Below are 17,636 nucleotides of genomic sequence, written 5' to 3' on the forward strand. Positions count from 1 at the left end.
GGCATGGCAGGCAGGGCCCCGACACGCGCAAAGGCAGCGCCCTCGAAGGCGGCGATCCCGCAGCTCCCCTGGAACCAGACGCGGCCCGCACCGATCGTGCTGATCACCGGTCCGGAGCAGTTTCTCGCCGATCGCGCCGTGCGCTTCCTCCGCGAGTTCCTGCGCGCCGAGGACCCGAGCCTGGAGGTCAGCGACATCGACGCCGGCGGGTACGCGCCGGGGGAGCTGCTGACGCTCGCGAGCCCGTCCCTCTTCGACGAGCCCCGCCTCATCCGAGTCTCGAACGTCGAGAAGTGCACCGACGCGTTTCTCCTCGAGACGCTCGACTACCTCGCCGCCCCCGCCGACGGCGCCACCCTCGTGCTGCGCCACGGCGGCGGTAACCGCGGCAAGAAGCTGCTCGACGCCATCCGGTCGGGCACCGGCGGCGGCATCGAGATCGTCTGCGCCGAGCTCAAGCGCGAGAGCGACAAAGTCGACTTCGCGATCGCCGAGTTCCGCACCGCCGGCCGCACCGCAACAACCGGCGCCGTCCGCGCCCTCGTCTCGGCGTTCTCCGACGACCTCGACGAACTCGCCTCGGCGTGCCAGCAGCTGCTCTCGGATGCGTCCGGCGAGATCACCGAGGCGACCGTCGCGAAGTACTACGGCGGCCGGGTCGAGACGACGGCGTTCACCGTCGCCGACTCCGCCATCGCCGGCCGGCATGGGGAGGCCCTGCTGGGCCTCCGTCACGCCCTCGCGTCCGGTGCCGATCCGGTGCCGATCGTCGCCGCGTTCGCGAGCAAGCTCCGCACGATGGCGAAGGTCGCCGGCACCCGCGAGGGCTCCGGGCAGGTCGCCTCCCGCCTGGGGCTCGCCCCCTGGCAGGTGGACCGGGCCCGCCGCGACCTCCAGGGCTGGACAGGCGAGGGCCTCGGGACCGCGATTCTCACGGTCGCCGATGCGGACGCCAACGTGAAGGGTGCCACCCGCGACCCCGTCTACGCCCTCGAGCGCCTGGTGACGGTCGTCTCCGCCCGCGGTCTCTGAGCCCCCTCCCGCCCCTCACAACTCCCCGCCGCAAAAGCCCTGTCCAGGTGAGGGTGGGGCTCCCTCACCCAGGAGCACCGACCACCCAGGAGCATCGACGTCGTCGAGGAGATCCCGCAGACCGATATCGGCGAGCTCTCGATCTCCGCCCGTCGACGCTCGCGGTGAACGGGGAGCCCGTCGACGCCGGGCTGCAACGACGAAGGGCCCGACCATCGGCCGGACCCTTTGTCGTTGCTGCGAGGCGCCGTATTACAGCCCCGCGACCTGCTTCGCGATGGCGGACTTGCGGTTCGCGGCCTGGTTCTTGTGGATGACGCCCTTGCTGGCGGCCTTGTCGAGCTTCTTGGCGGCGAAGGCGAGGGCGGTGCCGGCCTTCTCGGTGTCGCCGGCGGCGATGGCGGTGTGGACCGAGCGGATGGCGGTCTTGAGCTCGCTCTTGACGGCCTTGTTGCGCTCGTTCGCCTTCTTGTTGGTGAGGTTGCGCTTGATCTGCGACTTGATGTTTGCCACGTGGATTACCTTCTTCTCGGATGTGCGTGTGTGCAGCCGGCTACTCGTCGGAGTGCCCCTTCCGCGGGTGTCTGGATGCCCTGCGGTGCGACTGGAGGTCGCCGGCTTCTGATCACTCCACGCCTGCCGGGTGTCCGGAGGGGGAGCGCAAGCCAACAAGGAACTTTAGCGCACCCGTCGCCGCCCTTCAACCGCCGGCCATCGCCCGCATCGCGCAGCGCGAGCGCCCGGTCCCGGCCCCCGCCGCCGGGCATGGGACACTGGTCGCACGATGTCTCCACGTGCACACTCCGGGCTCGAGCCCGCCGCGACTGATCCGGCGTCCCTCCGCAACTTCTGCATCATCGCCCACATCGACCACGGCAAGTCCACTCTCGCCGATCGGATGCTGGGCATCACGGGGGTCGTCGAGGACCGGGCGATGCGCGCGCAGTACCTCGACCGCATGGACATCGAGCGCGAGCGCGGTATCACGATCAAATCGCAGGCCGTGCGGATGCCGTGGGAACGCGGCGGCCGCACCTTCGCCCTGAACATGATCGACACTCCGGGGCACGTCGACTTCTCCTACGAGGTCAGCCGCTCGCTCGCCGCGTGCGAGGGCGCGATCCTCCTGGTTGACGCCGCGCAGGGCATCGAGGCGCAGACGCTCGCGAACCTGTACCTCGCGCTCGAGAACGACCTCACGATCATCCCGGTCCTGAACAAGATCGACCTGCCCGCGGCCGATCCGGGGAAGTACGCGAAGGAACTCGCGAGCCTCATCGGCGGCGACCCCGACGACGTGCTGCGCGTGTCCGGCAAGACCGGCGCGGGTGTCGAGGCGCTCCTGGACCGCGTTACGGAGCTCATTCCGCCGCCCGTCGGCGACGCCGACGCCCCCGCGCGCGCCATGATCTTCGACTCCGTGTACGACGCCTACCGCGGCGTCGTCACCTACGTGCGGATGATCGACGGCAAGCTCTCGCCGCGCGAGAAGATCCAGATGATGTCGACGCGCGCGACCCACGAGATCCTCGAGATCGGCGTCTCCAGCCCCGAACCGGTGGCGACCAAGGGCCTCGCGGTCGGCGAGGTCGGCTATCTGATCACCGGAGTGAAGGACGTCCGCCAGTCGAAGGTCGGCGACACCGTCACCACCGCCTCCAAGCCCGCGACGCAGGCATTGCCCGGTTACACCGAGCCGCTGCCGATGGTCTTCTCCGGCCTGTACCCGATCGACGGCAGTGACTACCCGGATCTGCGCGAGGCCCTCGACAAGCTCAAGCTCTCGGACGCGGCGCTCGTGTACGAGCCCGAGACCTCGGTGGCGCTCGGCTTCGGTTTCCGCTGCGGTTTCCTCGGCCTGCTGCACCTCGAGATCATCACCGAGCGCCTGCAGCGTGAGTTTGGTCTCGACCTCATCACCACCGCGCCCTCGGTCATCTATGAGGTCTCGACGGAGGACAAGAAGACCGTCACCGTCACCAATCCGAGTGAATTCCCGGTCGGCAAGATCGCGGCCGTTACGGAGCCGATCGTTAAGGCCGCCATCCTCGCGCCGAAGGACTACGTCGGCACCATCATGGAGCTGTGCCAGAGCCGCCGCGGCACGCTGATCGGTATGGAGTACCTGGGCGAGGATCGCGTCGAAATCCGCTATCACATGCCCCTCGGCGAGATCGTCTTCGACTTCTTCGACAACCTGAAGTCGAAGACCGCGGGCTACGCCTCGCTCGACTACGAGCCCGCCGGTTCGCAGGAGGCCGATTTGGTGAAGGTCGACATTCTCCTCCAGGGCGAGCAGGTTGACGCGTTCAGTGCGATCGTGCACCGTGAGAAGGCCTACGCCTACGGAGTCCTGATGACGGGACGCCTGCGCAAGCTCATTCCGCGGCAGCAGTTCGAGGTGCCGATCCAGGCCGCGATCGGCGCGCGGATCATCGCCCGCGAGTCGATCAGCGCGATGCGCAAAGACGTCCTGGCCAAGTGCTACGGCGGCGACATCACTCGCAAGCGCAAGCTCCTCGAGAAGCAGAAGGAGGGCAAGAAGCGAATGAAGATGGTCGGCCGCGTCGAGGTCCCCCAGGAGGCGTTCATCGCCGCGCTCTCGGGCGACGTCGAGACCAAGGACAAGAAGTAGGGCGGCCCCGCATCGCGGGCATCCCTCCTCGCTTGCTGTCCCCCCATCCGGGATATCGTGCCGACGGGGATTGCGGCGCTGGACAGGCGCCCGATAGCTTTCGAGCGCTAGGACGCGGCCGCGGATCAGGATCGATCCGCGCGGGGGGCTGCAGCGTCGACGATCGGTCCTCCACCATGACGAAGGGTGGAAGTCCATGGTATTTACGAGCGTTATCTCTACGAAGACGAGCAAGCGCTGGATCAGGGCGGGGGCGGCGCTCGCGAGTGTCGCCGCCGTCGTTGCGGGATCGCTGGTGTCGGCGGGATCCGCCTCCGCGGCGAACCGGGTTGTCGAGGTCGCCCCGGCGCCGTACATCTGGTCGGACTCCGGCCGGTTCGGCGGCGCTCCGCCGCTGCCCGTGCCCGGCGACGCGACCACGCTGACCGTCGAGCTCCCCGACTCCAGCGCGCCGGACTCCTTCACGAAGTGGTCGCACCCGGCCTACCGCAGCGTCGACTGGCAGCTGGGCAGTACACCGACCGACCTGGCCACCGGCACGGTCGCCGTCGATCCCGCTACTAACTCCATCGCCATCCCGCTACCGCGCACCGTCGACTCCTTCACGGGCGGCCCACTCTCGCTGAACCTCACCGGCTCCGAGGATCGAGCTGCCGACGCCTACGCACCGGCCGGTGTCGAGAGGACCGGCTTCGTCCTCGACCTGGCTGCGGTCCTCACGGCCGCCCCTCCGAGTGGATCAGGAGAGGCGGACCTCGATCTGTCGGCGCCCACTCCCACCGACCGCACTGCGGGCGGCATCTTCTGGGCCGGCGGCGGGACCGTCACCGAAGCGGGCGCGGGCGACGTGATCGTCCTCGACTCCGGCGTCCCCGGCTTCTTCGACCTGACGGGCCTCAGCGCCACGGTCGGCACCGATGACGGCTCACGACTGACCGCCCCGACCCGCGTCCTGAACGGTGGCGCCTCCGTCGCGGTCCAGCCGACGCAGGAGTTCTACGACCGCTACCTCACCTTCGGCGACACCTCGCCGCTTGGAGCCCCGTCCGTCCAGGTGCGCGGACTCAGCAAGGGCGGCGAGCAGCCGGCCGGCGCCGGCGTTGTGGTGCGCGCGCCGCTGCGCGTCGTCCCGGCGACGACTCCGACGCCCACCCCGGGCACCGGCCCGACCGTCACCCGCCTCGCGGGCAGCGACCGCCAGGGCACCGCCGTCGAGGTCTCGAAGTCGATCTTCTCCCCGGGCGTCCCCGTCGTCTACGTGGCGACCGGCTCGAACTTCCCCGACGCGCTCAGCGCCGGACCGGCCGCCGCCAAGCAGGGCGGCCCGCTGCTCCTGGTCGACCGCGACTCGATGAGCCAGGTCGTCCGCGACGAGCTGACCCGCCTCAAGCCGAAGCGGATCGTCGTAGTCGGCTCCGCACTGAGCGTCGGCGACACGCTCGCAACCGAGCTCGCCGGCTACGCCGAGAACCGCAACCTGATCCGTCTCGGCGGCGTCGATCGCTACGACACCTCGCGTCAGATCATCCAGTACGCGTTCGGCGGCGGATCGTCGAAGGCGTGGCTGGCCACGGGCGAAAAGTTCCCGGACGCACTGGGCGCGAGTGCCGCGGCCGGTTCGGTCGATGCTCCCGTCATCCTCGTCAACGGCACGCTCCCGCAGGCTGACCCCATCACCAAGGCGATCGTGTCGCGGCTGCGGGTGTCGACCCTGACCATCGCCGGCTCGGAGCTCTCGGTCAGCGCGGGTATCCAGAGCTCGCTCACCGGCCCCGCGATCACCCGCATCGGTGGCACCGACCGCTACGACACCTCGGAGCAGCTGAACCGCGCGGCCTTCCGCACGGCCAAGACGGTGTTCCTGGCGACCGGCGAGAACTTCCCCGACGCCCTCTCCGGAGCGACGGCCGCCGGCTACGCGAACAGCCCCCTCTTCGCCGTGCAGCCGACCTGCGTGCCCGCCGCTGTGCTGAACGACATCAAGGCCAGCGGAGCGACGCGCGTCGTCCTCCTCGGCGGCCCCGGCACCCTGTCGGACGCCGTCGCGAAGCTCACCCCCTGCGGCTGAGCCGTCCTGCACCACCGCGAGGGCCCTCCTCCTGCTCCGGCACGGGGAGGGCCCTCCGTCGTCCCCGCCGGGCTCTGGCCTGACGGCTCGGACGGTCGGATACGCTGGGTCGGATGGAGAGCACCACCCGGCACGCGGAACCCGCGCGTGCCGTGCTCGAGGAATCCGGGAAAGAAGGTCGGGACGTGAGCATCCGCCGCTCCAACTTCGAGGGCCAGCCGCAGGTCACCTACGCGGCCGTCGGCGGCACCCTTGCGCCGGACCTGCTCGAGTACCCGCCTGACGGCTTCACCGCCGAGCGCTTCGAGGCGCGCCTGGGTTCCGGCGACGAGCGCTTTGCGATCACCACCGCCTCCCTGATGACCTGGGGCGTCCAGCGCGGCAGCGGTATCGAGGTGACCGGTATCACCAGCGGCAGCGGCGTGCAGTACACCGGCGTCAACTTCGACTCCGCGGGCACCCCGATCGACCTGGTCAGCCGACCGACCGAGGAGCATTTCGCCCCCGACGGCACCCCCTACATCACCGCCGGCGTGACCGCCGTGCTGCGGGTGAGGCTCCTCGGCCGGGTCTTCGACGCTCCGGTCCGCGTCGTGTACGTCGTCGACGAGCCCGACCAGGTCGGCTTCGCCTACGGCACCCTCGAGGGCCACCCCGAGAGCGGCGAGGAGTCGTTCGTCGTCGAGAAGCGCGCCGACGACTCCGTCTGGCTCGTCATCCGCGTTTTCTCGCGCCCCTCCACCCGCCTGTACCGCCTGGGTGCGCCCGTGTTGCGTGCCGTGCAGAAGCGCCAGGTCGCGAAGTACCTCCGCGCGCTGCTCCCCGCGCGCGTCAGCTGACGTGGGGAGCGCCCTCCCGATCGCCGACCCCGCCCCGCCGGACGGCGGTCTGCCCGCATCCGTCGCCGACGGCGTCGAGGACCGCGACCTCGGCCTGTACGTGCACGTACCGTTCTGCCGGGTCCGCTGCGGCTACTGCGACTTCAACACCTACACCGCGACGGAGCTCCGGGGGGCGAAGCAGCAGGACTACGCCGATGAGGCGATCACCGAAATGGCCCTCGGCGCCGGAGTTCTTGAGCGTGCGGGCCTGCCCCACCGCCCAGCCCGCACGGTTTTCTTCGGCGGAGGGACACCCACGCTCCTGCCCGCGGGCGATCTGGTGCGGATGCTGGCCGGCCTGCGCTCCCACTTCGGCCTCGCCGCCGATGCCGAAGTGACGACGGAGGCGAACCCCGACTCCGTCGACGCCGCGTACCTGCGGGCGCTGGCCGAGGCCGGCTTCACGCGGGTGAGTTTCGGGATGCAGTCGGCCGTGCCGCACGTGCTCGCCACTCTCGAGCGCACCCACGACCCGGAGCGGGTGCCGCTCGTGGTCGAGTGGGCGCGGGAGGCCGGCCTGCAGGTCAGCCTCGACCTCATCTACGGCACGCCGGGGGAGTCGCTGGCCGACTGGGAGCGCTCGCTCGACTCCGCGCTTGCCAACCGGCCGGACCACTTTTCGGCCTATGCGCTGATCGTCGAGGACGGCACGAAGCTCGCCCGGCAGATCCGCCGCGGCGAGGTCGCGACCCCGGACGACGACCTGACCGCTGACATGTACGAGCTCGCGGACGCGCGCCTGGCCGCGGCGGGCTACTCCTGGTACGAGGTCAGCAATTGGGCGCGGGACGACGCGCACCGCTCGCGGCACAACCTCTCCTACTGGCTCGGCCACGACTGGTGGGGGATCGGTCCGGGGGCGCACAGCCACGTCGGTGGCGTGCGCTGGTGGAATGTGAAGCACCCCGCGGCCTACGCCGACCGGCTGAGCGCGGGCGCGTCACCGGCTGCCGGGCGCGAGACGCTCGACGCGAGCACGCGGCAGGTGGAGGACGTACTGCTGCGATCTCGTCTGGCCGACGGCCTGCCGATCGCCTCGATCCACCCGAAGCGGCGGAGCGACGTGGCGGGTCTCATCGCCGATGGCCTGATCGACGGCCGGGCCGCACTGCAGGGCCGCGTGGTGCTGACGCTGCGCGGCCGGCTGCTGGCCGACGCGGTGGTGCGCCGTCTCACCGACGGCTGAGGCCGCCCCGAACCCGCCGCTACTTGAAGAACGGGATGCTGAGCGGGTACGTGTAGTACTCACCCGCGCTAGCCCGCACCGAGGCGATGATCGCGAACACGATCACCAGGATCGGCACCACGATGAACACGATGAAGCCGACCAGCACGAAGGACAGGATCGTCCCGGCCACGTACGCGATCAGCATGGTGAGCTGGAAGTTCAGTGCCGACTTCGCGTGCGCCTCCAGGAACGGTCCGCGGCCCTTGAAGACCAGGAAGACGATCAGCGACGGCAGGAAGTTGAAGAAGATGCCGATCACGTGCGTGAGGACGGCCCAGGTCTTCTCGTCCGCGGGGTTCAGCTGTGCAGCCGGTGTGCCGTAGGCGGGGGGCGGGGGAGGGGTGGCCGACATGATGGTCTCCGTTCCGACGTCGGCGCCGGGCATCCCCGAGCGCTCGGCGTCCATCGTGGCATGCGGCGGCCGCGTCCGCACGTGGCAGCGCGGGCTGTGCTTCCGCAGGGACGACGATGCTCCTCCACAGGCCGCTCAGAGGGCCGAACCCGGCCGATACCGGCGCAACCTCGTCCCGTCGTCTGTCACCCGGTTATGATTGGCACTCAGAGTTGCGGAGTGCCAGGCTCCGCGCGGCGCGCGCGCCGCAGACGGTCGTGCCCGCGGGCACTCGGAGTCCGGCGGGAGGTCGGTCGTATGGTGACGGAGCGCGGTCTCCAGGTCCTGCGCGTGATCGTGCAGGACTACGTCGCACACCGAGAGCCGGTCGGCTCCAAGTCGATCGTCGAGCGGCACGCGTTCGGTGTCTCGGCCGCGACCATCCGCAACGAGATGGCCCAGCTCGAGGAGGAGGAGCTGATCGCCGCTCCGCACACCTCCTCCGGCCGCGTCCCGACCGACAAGGGCTATCGCCTCTTCGTCGACCAGCTCGCCGACCTGCGACCGCTCACCTCAGCCCAGCGGCAGGCGATCGAGACCTTCCTCGGTCAGAGCCCGGACCTCGACGAGGTGCTGGTCAAGACCGTGCGCCTGCTCTCGCAGCTCACCAACAGCGTCGCGCTCGTGCAGTATCCGTCGTTCGGAGCCGCGCGGCTGCGCCACGTGGAGCTCGTCGCCCTCGCTCCGCGCCGGCTCCTGTCGGTGCTGATCACCGACACGGGCCGGGTCGACCAGCGCGTGCTCGAGACCCCGGAGGACATCGACGACGCGCTCCTGGGCGAGATCCGCGCCAAGCTCAACACGGCCGTGCTCGGCCTCGGCCTTCAGCAGGCGGCCGAGACGCTCGGCTCGGTCGCCGAGCGGTTCAGCCCGGAGCGGGCTCCCATGCTGGCGCCGATCGTGCAGACCCTGCTCGAGCAGGTCGGTGCCAACCGTCAGGACCGCCTGGTGATGGCCGGCGCCGCCAACCTCGTCCGCACCGAGGAGGACTTCTCGGGCAGCATTTACCCGGTGCTCGAGGCGATCGAGGAGCAGGTGGAGCTGTTGCGCCTGTTCGCCGAGATGACGCCTGATCCCCGGGGCATTTCGGTGCGCATCGGCCGCGAAAACGCGCCGTTCGGCCTGCAGGAGACCTCCGTGCTCACCAGCGGTTACAACACCGGGGGCGGCCAGGTCTCGCGCCTGGGCGTGCTCGGCCCGATCCGGATGGACTACTCCGGGAACATCACGGCGGTGCGCGCCGTCGCCCGCTACCTCTCCCGCCTCCTCGGCGAGGAGTAGGCCAGACCTCCCGGCCCCGCCGGTTCCCTCGGGCGCGCAGTGCCCGCCCCATCGACCCACGAACGAAGGACGAAGCCACCTGTGGCCGATCACTACGAAGTGCTGGGCGTCGACCGCGACGCCTCCGCCGACGAGATCAAGAAGGCGTACCGCCGACTCGCCCGCGAGCTGCACCCCGACGTCAACCCGAGCAGCGACGCCTCCGAGCGCTTCAAGCTCGTCACGCACGCCTACGACGTCCTGAGCGACGAGCAGCAGCGGGCGCAGTACGACCGCGGCCCGCAGGAGGGCTTCGGCGGTGGCGGTCAAGGCTTCGGCGGCTTCGGCGACATCTTCGAGACCTTCTTCGGACAGGGCGCGCAGGGCTCGTCCCGCGGGCCGCGCTCCCGCCGCGAGCGTGGGCAGGATGCCCTCTTGCGGGTGGAGGTTTCGCTCGACGAGGTCGTCTTCGGCGCGCACCGCGACCTCGAGGTGGACACCGCTGTGCTCTGCGAGACCTGCCAGGGCTCGTGCTGCCAGCCCGGCACCTCGCCGGTCACCTGCGACATCTGCCACGGCTCCGGTCAGATCCAGCGCACGGTCCGCTCGCTCCTGGGCAACGTGATGACCGCCAGCCCCTGTGGCACCTGCCGCGGCTACGGCACCGTCATCGCGACGCCCTGCTCCACCTGCCAGGGCCAGGGCCGCGTCCGCGCGCGCCGCACCATCCCCGTCGACGTCCCCGCGGGTGTCGACACAGGACTGCGCCTACAGATGCCCGGCAGTGGCGAGGTCGGCCCGGCCGGCGGCCCCAACGGCGACCTCTATCTCGAGATCAAGGTCAAGCACCACGACGTCTTCAGCCGCAACGGCGACGACCTGCTCTGCACCCTGGAGGTGCAGATGACGGACGCGATCCTCGGGTCGACCGCGTCGCTCAAAGCCCTCGACGGCGACATCGAGATCGAGATCAAGCCGGGTACGCAGAGCACCGAGATCGTCACCATCAAGGGCCGCGGAGTGACGCGGCTGCGCGGCAGCGGACGCGGCGATCTGCGCATCGGCATCCAGGTCGTCACCCCGACGAAGCTGGGGCACCGCGAGCGGGAGCTGGTCCAGGAGCTCGCCAAGCACTACAAGCCGCAGAAGCCCGCGCTGACGCACTTCCAGCAGGGCCTGTTCTCCAAGCTCCGCGACCGCTTCCTCGGCTGAGCCGTGGCGCACCACTACATCGACGAATCGCTAGACTCCGCAGGTTTCCTCGTCGGCGGTCGGCTGGCGCTCACCGGAGCGGAGGCGCGGCACGCGGCGACCGTCAGCCGGATCCGCGCGGGCGAGAGTGTGCGGGTCGGCGACGGGCGCGGCCTGGTCGCGACCGCGGTGGTGGAGAGCGCCGAGGCGGCGCGAGTGGTGCTCGTGGTCGAGTCGGTTCAGGAGTCGCCGGTGCCGTCACCGCGCCTGGTGCTCGTTCAGGCGCTCGCGAAGGGCGACCGCGACGAACTCGCCGTGCAGGCCGCGACCGAGCTCGGGGTCGACGAGGTCGTGCCGTGGCAGGCCGCGCGCTGCATCTCGCGCTGGTCGGGTGCGAAGTCGGGTACGAAGGAGGAGAAGGGGCGGGAGCGCTGGCGTGCCGTCGTGCGCGAGGCGAGCAAGCAGTCGCTGCGCCCCCGGGTGCCCGAGGTCGCACCGCTGGAGCACATCCGCGCTCTCGTCGCCCGGGCGGCGACCGCGCGCGTGCTGGTGCTCGAGCCCTCGGCCGAGGCCCGACTCTCCCAGGTGGTCCCCGACGGGCGGGATCTGGTGCTCGTCGTCGGCCCGGAGGGGGGCATCGCGCCGGAGGAGCTGCGGCAGCTCGCGGAGGCGGGCGCCGAGGCCGTCGCGCTCGGCGGCTCCGTTCTGCGCACCTCGACGGCGGGGCCCGCTGCGATCGCTGTCCTCTCGGCTCGCCTGGGCCGCTGGTGATGCTCCGGCACGACTGGAGTACTCCTGCTCTGCTCGAGTATTCCTGCTCTGCTCGAGTGCTCCTCCACAGGCCCTTGGCAGACTCGGAGGAGCGTGCCGTGGGCGAACGCGGCACCCGCTCCGCTCGGCCCCCGTTTAAGATGACTGCATGAGCGAACCCACCGTCTTCACGCGCATTGTTCAGGGCGAGATCCCGGCCGATGTGATGTTCGAGAACGAGCGCATCCTTGCGATCACGGATATCGAGCCGAAGGCGCCCGTCCATCTCCTCGTCTTCCCCAAGACTCAGGAGTACACCACGGTCGCGGCCCTCGCCGCCGCGGAGCCCGCCCTGCTCGCTGAGCTGGTGCAGGTCGCCCAGTCGCTCGCCGACGCCCACAGCAACGGTCAGTTCCGCCTCGTCTTCAACTCCGGCGAGGAGGCGGGCCAGACTGTCCACCACGTCCACGCCCACGTCTTGGGCGGCCACCAGACGGAAGGCTCCCTTGCCACCGGTTGAGAATGCGGGCGCGAGCCCCGACGAGCGTCCCGCCCCCGGCGTGGACGCGTCCGAGACGACGCGGCGCGTCGTCGCCGTCGACGGAGTCGCGATGGTGCGCCTGCTCGGACCCCAGGACCGTCTCATCCGGGCGGTCGAAGGACGATTCCCCGATGTCCGGGTGCACGTGCGCGGCAACGAGGTGACGCTCGAGGGTGAGCGTGAGCCCGTCACCGCGGCGACGCGCCTGGTGGAAGAACTGGTGCGCATGACCGCGAGCGGGCACGATCTCGACCCGGAGGGCGTGCGCGAGTCCGCCCGCATCCTGCAGAACGGTGGACCGGTGAGCCCGGCCGAGGCGTTCGGCCAGGCGATCCTCACGGCCCGCGGCCGGAGTGTCCGCCCCAAGACGCTCGGCCAGCGCGAGTATGTCGACGCGGTCGATCAGAACACGATCGTCTTCGGTATCGGCCCGGCCGGCACCGGCAAGACCTATCTGGCGATGGCGAAGGCCGTTCAGGCGTTGCAGCGCAAGGAGGTCGAGCGGATCATCCTGACCCGCCCGGCTGTCGAGGCGGGGGAGCGCCTGGGCTACCTGCCCGGCTCGCTCACCGACAAGATCGACCCGTACCTGCGTCCGCTGTACGACGCGCTCAACGAGATGATGGATCCCGAGATCGTTCCGAAGCTGCTCGCTGCCGGCACGATCGAGGTCGCTCCGCTGGCGTACATGCGCGGGCGCACGCTCAACACCTCGTTCGTCGTCCTCGACGAGGCGCAGAACACGACGCCGGAGCAGATGAAGATGTTCCTGACCCGCCTCGGCTTCGGTTCCAAGATGGTCGTCACCGGCGACATCACTCAGGTCGACCTGCCGACCGGCGCCAGCGGTCTTCGCCTTGTGACGCGGGTGCTCGAGGGCATCGACGACATCCACTTCTCTCGCCTGACCAGCGAGGACGTGGTGCGTCACAGCCTGGTCGGGCGCATTGTCGACGCCTACACGGAATACGACCAGCAGAAGCAGGCCCAGCACTTCGAACGCGAGCAAGCGCGCGAGTTCGCCCACCGCGCCGAGCGCCGCGGTCAGACGGCCCGGCCGCCCGGAGACCGCCAGCCTCCGCGCGGCTGAGACCGCCCGCCCCTCCCGAACCGAAGGACAACACCTCCCCGTGAGCATCGAGATCAACAACGAGTCGAGCGTCCCCGTCGACGAGGCCGCCCTGCTGCGCCTCGCCGGCTACGCGCTCGACTCCCTCCACGTGCACCCCGACGCCGAGCTCGCGATCGTGCTGGTGGACGAGGGCGCGATGGAGCAGCTGCACGTGCAGTGGATGGATGAGCCGGGCCCGACAGACGTGCTGAGTTTCCCGATGGACGAGCTGCGCCCCGGTACCGAGGATGAGCAGACCCCCGCGGGGCTCCTGGGCGACATCGTGCTCTGCCCGCAGGTCGCGCAGACGCAGGCCGAGTCGGCCGGCCACTCGGTGCTCGACGAGCTCCAGCTGCTCACCGCTCACGGGCTGCTGCACCTGCTCGGTTTCGACCACGCCGAGCCGGAGGAGGAGCGCGAGATGTTCGGCATCCAGCGCGACATCCTGGTCGGCTTCCACATCGGCGAGCGACGCCGCTAGAGCACGCCGTGCCCACCCTTCAGCTCTTCATCGCCGCCCTCGCGCTCGTCGCCGTCGGCGGCTGGTTCGCTGCGACCGACGCCGCGCTCGGCGTCCTCTCGCGCAGCGACCTGCTCGACATGGCCCAGCACTCCCGCAGTGCGCGCGCTCTGCGCGCCATCGCGGGTGACATGAGCGCCCACGTCAACGTCGTCAACTTCTCGCGGATCGCGGCCGAGACGACCGCAGCGGTGTTCGTCACCACGGTGCTGGTCGTCGAGATCGCCCAGCTCTGGTTGGCGCTGCTGCTGGCGGTCCTGATCATGGCAGCCGTCTCGTTCGTGCTGGTCGGCTCCAGCCCGCGCAGCGTCGGGCGCGCGAACGCCCGCGCGGTCCTCGCCACGAGCGCCTCGCTCGTGTACGTGCTCCGGCTCGCTCTGGGCCCGGTCGCGCACGGGCTTGTGGCCCTCGGGAACCGGGTGACGCCGGGCACCGGGCGCTCGGCGGGGTTCTCCTCCGAGGAGCAGCTGCTCAGCATGGTGGACGAAGCGACCGAGCAGGACGTGCTCGAGCAGGACGACCGTGAACTGATCCACTCGATCTTCGAGTTCAACGACACCTTCGTTCGTGAGGTGATGGTGCCGCGCACCGACATGGTGACGATCGAGGCGACCTCCTCCGTCGGCGCCGGCATGGGCCTCCTGCTCAGCCGCGGCATCTCGCGCCTGCCCGTGATCGGCGACGGCGTCGATGACGTCCTCGGCGTGCTCTACCTGCGCGACGTGGCGCGGCACACCTACGAGCGGCCGGACGGCGCCGACACCGTGGCCGAGCTGGCGCGGCCCGCACTGTTCGTGCCGGAGTCGAAGAAGGCCGACGAGCTGCTGCGCCAGATGCAGCTCGAGTCCAACCACCTGGCTATGGTCGTGGACGAGTACGGCGGTATCGCTGGACTGGTCACTCTGGAGGATCTGATCGAGGAGCTCGTCGGCGACATCTCGGACGAGTACGACCGCGAGGTGGACCTCGTCGAGGAGACGGAGCCGGGCGTGTATCGCGTGTCGGCGCGCCTGCCGGTGGACGAGCTCGGCGAGCTGTTCGAGCTGGACCTCGATGACGACGACGTCGACTCGGTCGGCGGGCTGCTGACCAAGGCCTACGGGCGCCTCCCCGAGCGCGGCGCGACCGCCCGGATCGGCGGTGTGCTTCTCGAGGCCGAGCAGGCGGACCCGCGCCGTGGCACGATCTCGACGGTGATCGTTCGCCGCGATCCCGATCTGGACAGCGCCGGCGAGCCGGGCACCGGACCCGTCGCGATCATCGCGGACGGCGGCACCACCACACCCAGCCCGAGCCAGGTTCCCCGCCGCGGGGCCTCGGGCGACCAGCACGAGGACGCACGATGACCGACAGCACTTCCGCCGCCGCACCCTACCGGGCGGGCTTCGTGTCCTTCGTCGGCCGCCCCAACGTGGGCAAGTCGACGCTGACCAATGCGCTGGTCGGCGAGAAGATCGCCATCACCAGCTCCAAGCCGCAGACCACACGGCGTGCGATCCGCGGAGTGGTGCACCGCCCTGACGGCCAATTGATCGTCGTCGACACCCCCGGTATCCACCGGCCGCGCACCCTTCTGGGCGAACGGCTGAACTCGCTGGTCACCTCGACCCTCGGCGACGTCGACGTGATCGGGATGCTCTTCCCGGCCGACGAGCCGATCGGCCCGGGCGATCGCTTCATCAACGAGCAGCTCGACGCGTTCCCGCGCGCCCGGAAGGTCGCCATCGTCTCGAAGGTCGACCTCTCGTCCAAGAAATCCGTGGCGAAGCAGCTGCTCGCCGTGTCGGAGCTGCGCGACTGGGACACGATCGTTCCGATCTCGGCCGTGACCGAGGAGCAGCTCGACGTGCTGTCCGTCGAGCTGCTGCGGTTGATGCCGGTGTCGCCCGCGCTCTACCCGAAGGAGGCGGTGACCGATGAGGACCTGTTCTCGCGCATCGCCGAATTCATCCGCGAGGCCGCTCTCGAGGGTGTCTCGGACGAGCTGCCGCACTCCCTCGCCGTCACTCTCGACGACATGGTGGAGCGCGAGGACGGATCGTTGATCGACATTTACGCCAACGTCTTCGTGGAACGCGACAGCCAGAAGGGCATCATCATCGGCAAGGGCGGTCAGCGCCTGCGCGAGGTCGGTGCGGTCTCGCGCGAGCAGATCGAGCGCCTGCTCGGGCGCCGTGTGTTCCTCTCCATCCGCGTCAAGGTCGCCAAAGAGTGGCAGCGCGACCCCAAGCTGCTGGGCCGCCTGGGCTTCTGACACCCTCCGACCGACGGCGGTCACCCAGGAGGACGACGCCGCGGAAAGAGTGAACCCCTAGCGTGGACTTCATGCGCATACTCCTGGACCGACCGGCGACTCTGCCGATCGCCGGCGTGTTGCTTGCAGCTCTCGATCTGCTGGCCGTTTTCTCCGGAGTCAGCCCGCCCGAGCAGATCGCGGGCGGCCTTGTGCTCGCCCTGGCCCTGGCTGTCGCCGGGTTCCTCCCCGCCCTGGCCCCCTCGCTCGTCGGGATCGGTGTCCTCGTCGGCGGTGGCGTCCAGCTGGGTGGTCTCTCGGTCGACGGCGCGCTCGTGGGGTTCGTGGTGCTCTGGCAGACCACCCGCAGGGTTGGGCCCTGGACACGAGCGGTGGCGCTTGCCGGTGGGCTGGTCCTGGCCGGCGTCGGCGGCATCACCGTCGCCGGCGAGCTTTCGGGTCCACTCGACCCGTCCGGGCTTTCTCTCCGGATGGAAATCCTCGTGCGGGTCCTGGTGGCCCTCACCGTCGCCTCGGTCCTCGGCGCCGCGCAGGTCCTCGTCCACCTCCTCGCCCTGCGCGCGCCCGTTCTCCGGGGCGACCGGATCGACGCACTGCTGACCCGGATCGTCGGCCCGCAGGATCCGTATGCCGTCGGCATCGCGGGCGGGCAGGCGCTGGTGCTCCTCCTGATCGACAGGGCGCTCGTCGGCTCGGCTGCGGAGCCACTGCACCTTCCTGCGACCGCGGTGCTCGCCGTGGCCCTGGTGCTCCACCGACGCTCGCCCGCGTGGGCCCTGGCAATCGCCTGGCTCGGGGCCGTTCTCCAAATGGGCCTGCACCTGGCTCCCAGTGCCGCCGACCTCGCGATCATGGTGGTGCTCTTCGGCACTGGCGCGTCCGAGTCGCGGCGGGTGAGGGCTGCGGGAGCGGCGTCCGCGGTCGTCGGTGCGATCGTGGCGGCGATGTACCTTCTTGTCGTCTTCGAGCTGTTTCGGAGCGACGGATTCGCTCTCATCAGCGTCGGCGGCACCTTCGGCGGCATCCTGGCCACCCTCGGTCTCTCCTGGACCACCGGCCTGCTCTCCCGCTCGGTGCGCCGCGCCCGGGAGGGCCAGACCCTGCGCGCGCAGGCCGAGCAGGAGCGCGCCCGAGCCCAGCGCGAACTCGACGCTGTGGAGGAACGCAACCGGATCGCCCGCGACATGCACGACGTCGTCGCCCACTCCCTCGCCGTGGTGATCGCGCAGGCCGATGGCGCCCGCTACCTCGGTGCCACCAGTCCGGACCAGACCGATGCGGCCCTGCTGACCATCTCCTCCGTCGCCCGGGATGCACTCGGCGATGTCCGCGTGCTCCTCGCCCAGCTGCGGCACTCGGAGAGCGACGGCCCGCAGCCGGGCGCGAGCAATATGCCGGCTCTGCTCGAGAGCGTCAGCGGAGCCGGCGCGCCGATCCGCGCCGATCTCGCCGTCGACCTGGAGGCAGTGCCGCGCGCCGTCGGGCTCGCCCTGTACCGCATCGCCCAGGAGGCGACCACCAACGCCCTCCGGCACGGTCGCCCGGGCTCCCCGCTCGACGTCTCCCTCCGCCAGAACGGCGGTGAACTCACCCTCACGGTGCGCAACGCCCGACGCGCCGACCTCGATCCCGACGCCCTGCCCGGCGAGGGCCACGGCCTGGTCGGCATGCGCGAGCGCGCCGCCCTGGTCGGGGGAGTGCTGTCCGCGGGCCCGGTCGGAGACGACTTCGTCGTCGACGCGCGTCTCCCCTCCTCCCCCTCCCTTGCCCGCAC

General features: G+C 70.4%; 16 protein-coding genes. 14 read left to right on the plus strand and 2 right to left on the minus strand.

The window, feature by feature from the left end; translation table 11 throughout:
- Positions 1–3 precede the first annotated feature (3 nt).
- Complete coding sequence (holA, locus tag C5D07_RS09630) at positions 4–1,032, plus strand: DNA polymerase III subunit delta (RefSeq protein ID WP_068253689.1); 1,029 nt, start codon at positions 4–6, stop codon at positions 1,030–1,032.
- A 252-nt stretch (positions 1,033–1,284) separates the two neighbouring features.
- On the opposite strand, the gene rpsT is transcribed toward holA, so the two are convergent.
- Positions 1,285–1,545, minus strand: coding sequence for a 30S ribosomal protein S20 (gene rpsT / locus C5D07_RS09635; RefSeq protein ID WP_068253686.1), 261 nt, complete (start codon positions 1,543–1,545; stop codon positions 1,285–1,287).
- 271 nt (positions 1,546–1,816) lie between these two features.
- Here rpsT and lepA point away from each other — a divergent pair, with 271 nt between their 5' ends.
- From lepA to hemW, 4 genes are all read left to right on the plus strand, one after another.
- Positions 1,817–3,667: a translation elongation factor 4 gene (lepA, locus tag C5D07_RS09640; protein ID WP_104259249.1), complete on the plus strand. Its 1,851-nt coding sequence runs from the start codon at positions 1,817–1,819 to the stop codon at positions 3,665–3,667.
- A gap of 196 nt (positions 3,668–3,863) precedes the next feature.
- Positions 3,864–5,735 carry a cell wall-binding repeat-containing protein gene (locus C5D07_RS09645; protein WP_104259250.1) on the plus strand — a complete coding sequence of 624 codons (1,872 nt, stop codon included), beginning with the start codon at positions 3,864–3,866 and terminating at the stop codon, positions 5,733–5,735.
- A 185-nt stretch (positions 5,736–5,920) separates the two neighbouring features.
- A complete protein-coding gene (locus C5D07_RS09650; RefSeq protein WP_237358151.1) occupies positions 5,921–6,574 on the plus strand; it encodes a DUF1990 domain-containing protein in 654 nt (217 codons plus the stop codon).
- Between the two features lies 1 nt (position 6,575).
- A complete protein-coding gene (hemW, locus tag C5D07_RS09655) occupies positions 6,576–7,802 on the plus strand; it encodes a radical SAM family heme chaperone HemW (protein WP_104259251.1) in 1,227 nt (408 codons plus the stop codon).
- A gap of 19 nt (positions 7,803–7,821) precedes the next feature.
- Here hemW and C5D07_RS09660 read toward each other — a convergent pair whose 3' ends face one another.
- Positions 7,822–8,250 (minus strand): DUF4870 domain-containing protein, encoded by a 429-nt coding sequence (locus C5D07_RS09660; protein WP_237358150.1) that lies wholly within the window; start codon positions 8,248–8,250, stop codon positions 7,822–7,824.
- A gap of 243 nt (positions 8,251–8,493) precedes the next feature.
- On the opposite strand from C5D07_RS09660, the gene hrcA reads away from it, so the two are divergent.
- The 9 genes from hrcA to C5D07_RS09710 form a co-directional block, all read left to right on the plus strand.
- Positions 8,494–9,516, plus strand: a complete 1,023-nt coding sequence (hrcA, locus tag C5D07_RS09665) for a heat-inducible transcriptional repressor HrcA (RefSeq protein WP_068253675.1) — start codon at positions 8,494–8,496, stop codon at positions 9,514–9,516.
- An 81-nt stretch (positions 9,517–9,597) separates the two neighbouring features.
- Positions 9,598–10,707 carry a molecular chaperone DnaJ gene (dnaJ, locus tag C5D07_RS09670; protein ID WP_068253673.1) on the plus strand — a complete coding sequence of 370 codons (1,110 nt, stop codon included), beginning with the start codon at positions 9,598–9,600 and terminating at the stop codon, positions 10,705–10,707.
- A gap of 3 nt (positions 10,708–10,710) precedes the next feature.
- Positions 10,711–11,457 (plus strand): 16S rRNA (uracil(1498)-N(3))-methyltransferase, encoded by a 747-nt coding sequence (locus tag C5D07_RS09675; RefSeq protein ID WP_068253671.1) that lies wholly within the window; start codon positions 10,711–10,713, stop codon positions 11,455–11,457.
- 148 nt (positions 11,458–11,605) lie between these two features.
- Positions 11,606–11,956 carry an HIT domain-containing protein gene (locus C5D07_RS09680; RefSeq protein ID WP_104259252.1) on the plus strand — a complete coding sequence of 117 codons (351 nt, stop codon included), beginning with the start codon at positions 11,606–11,608 and terminating at the stop codon, positions 11,954–11,956.
- Between the two features lie 91 nt (positions 11,957–12,047).
- The gene (locus C5D07_RS09690; RefSeq protein WP_084416180.1) at positions 12,048–13,067 is read left to right on the plus strand and encodes a PhoH family protein; all 1,020 of its coding nucleotides are present in this window, start codon (positions 12,048–12,050) and stop codon (positions 13,065–13,067) included.
- A gap of 40 nt (positions 13,068–13,107) precedes the next feature.
- Positions 13,108–13,569: an rRNA maturation RNase YbeY gene (gene ybeY, locus C5D07_RS09695; RefSeq protein WP_068253664.1), complete on the plus strand. Its 462-nt coding sequence runs from the start codon at positions 13,108–13,110 to the stop codon at positions 13,567–13,569.
- 8 nt (positions 13,570–13,577) lie between these two features.
- Positions 13,578–14,954, plus strand: coding sequence for a hemolysin family protein (locus C5D07_RS09700; protein ID WP_104259254.1), 1,377 nt, complete (start codon positions 13,578–13,580; stop codon positions 14,952–14,954).
- Positions 14,951–15,862: a GTPase Era gene (era, locus tag C5D07_RS09705; protein WP_068253660.1), complete on the plus strand. Its 912-nt coding sequence runs from the start codon at positions 14,951–14,953 to the stop codon at positions 15,860–15,862. Before C5D07_RS09700 ends, era begins: the two co-directional genes overlap by 4 nt.
- 71 nt (positions 15,863–15,933) lie before the next feature.
- Positions 15,934–17,636: sensor histidine kinase (locus tag C5D07_RS09710; RefSeq protein ID WP_146079792.1), on the plus strand; the 1,703-nt coding region annotated here is incomplete at its 3' end.

It is taken from the genome of Rathayibacter tritici (assembly GCF_002932875.1).
GTDB classification, from domain to species: Bacteria; Actinomycetota; Actinomycetes; order Actinomycetales; family Microbacteriaceae; genus Rathayibacter; species Rathayibacter tritici.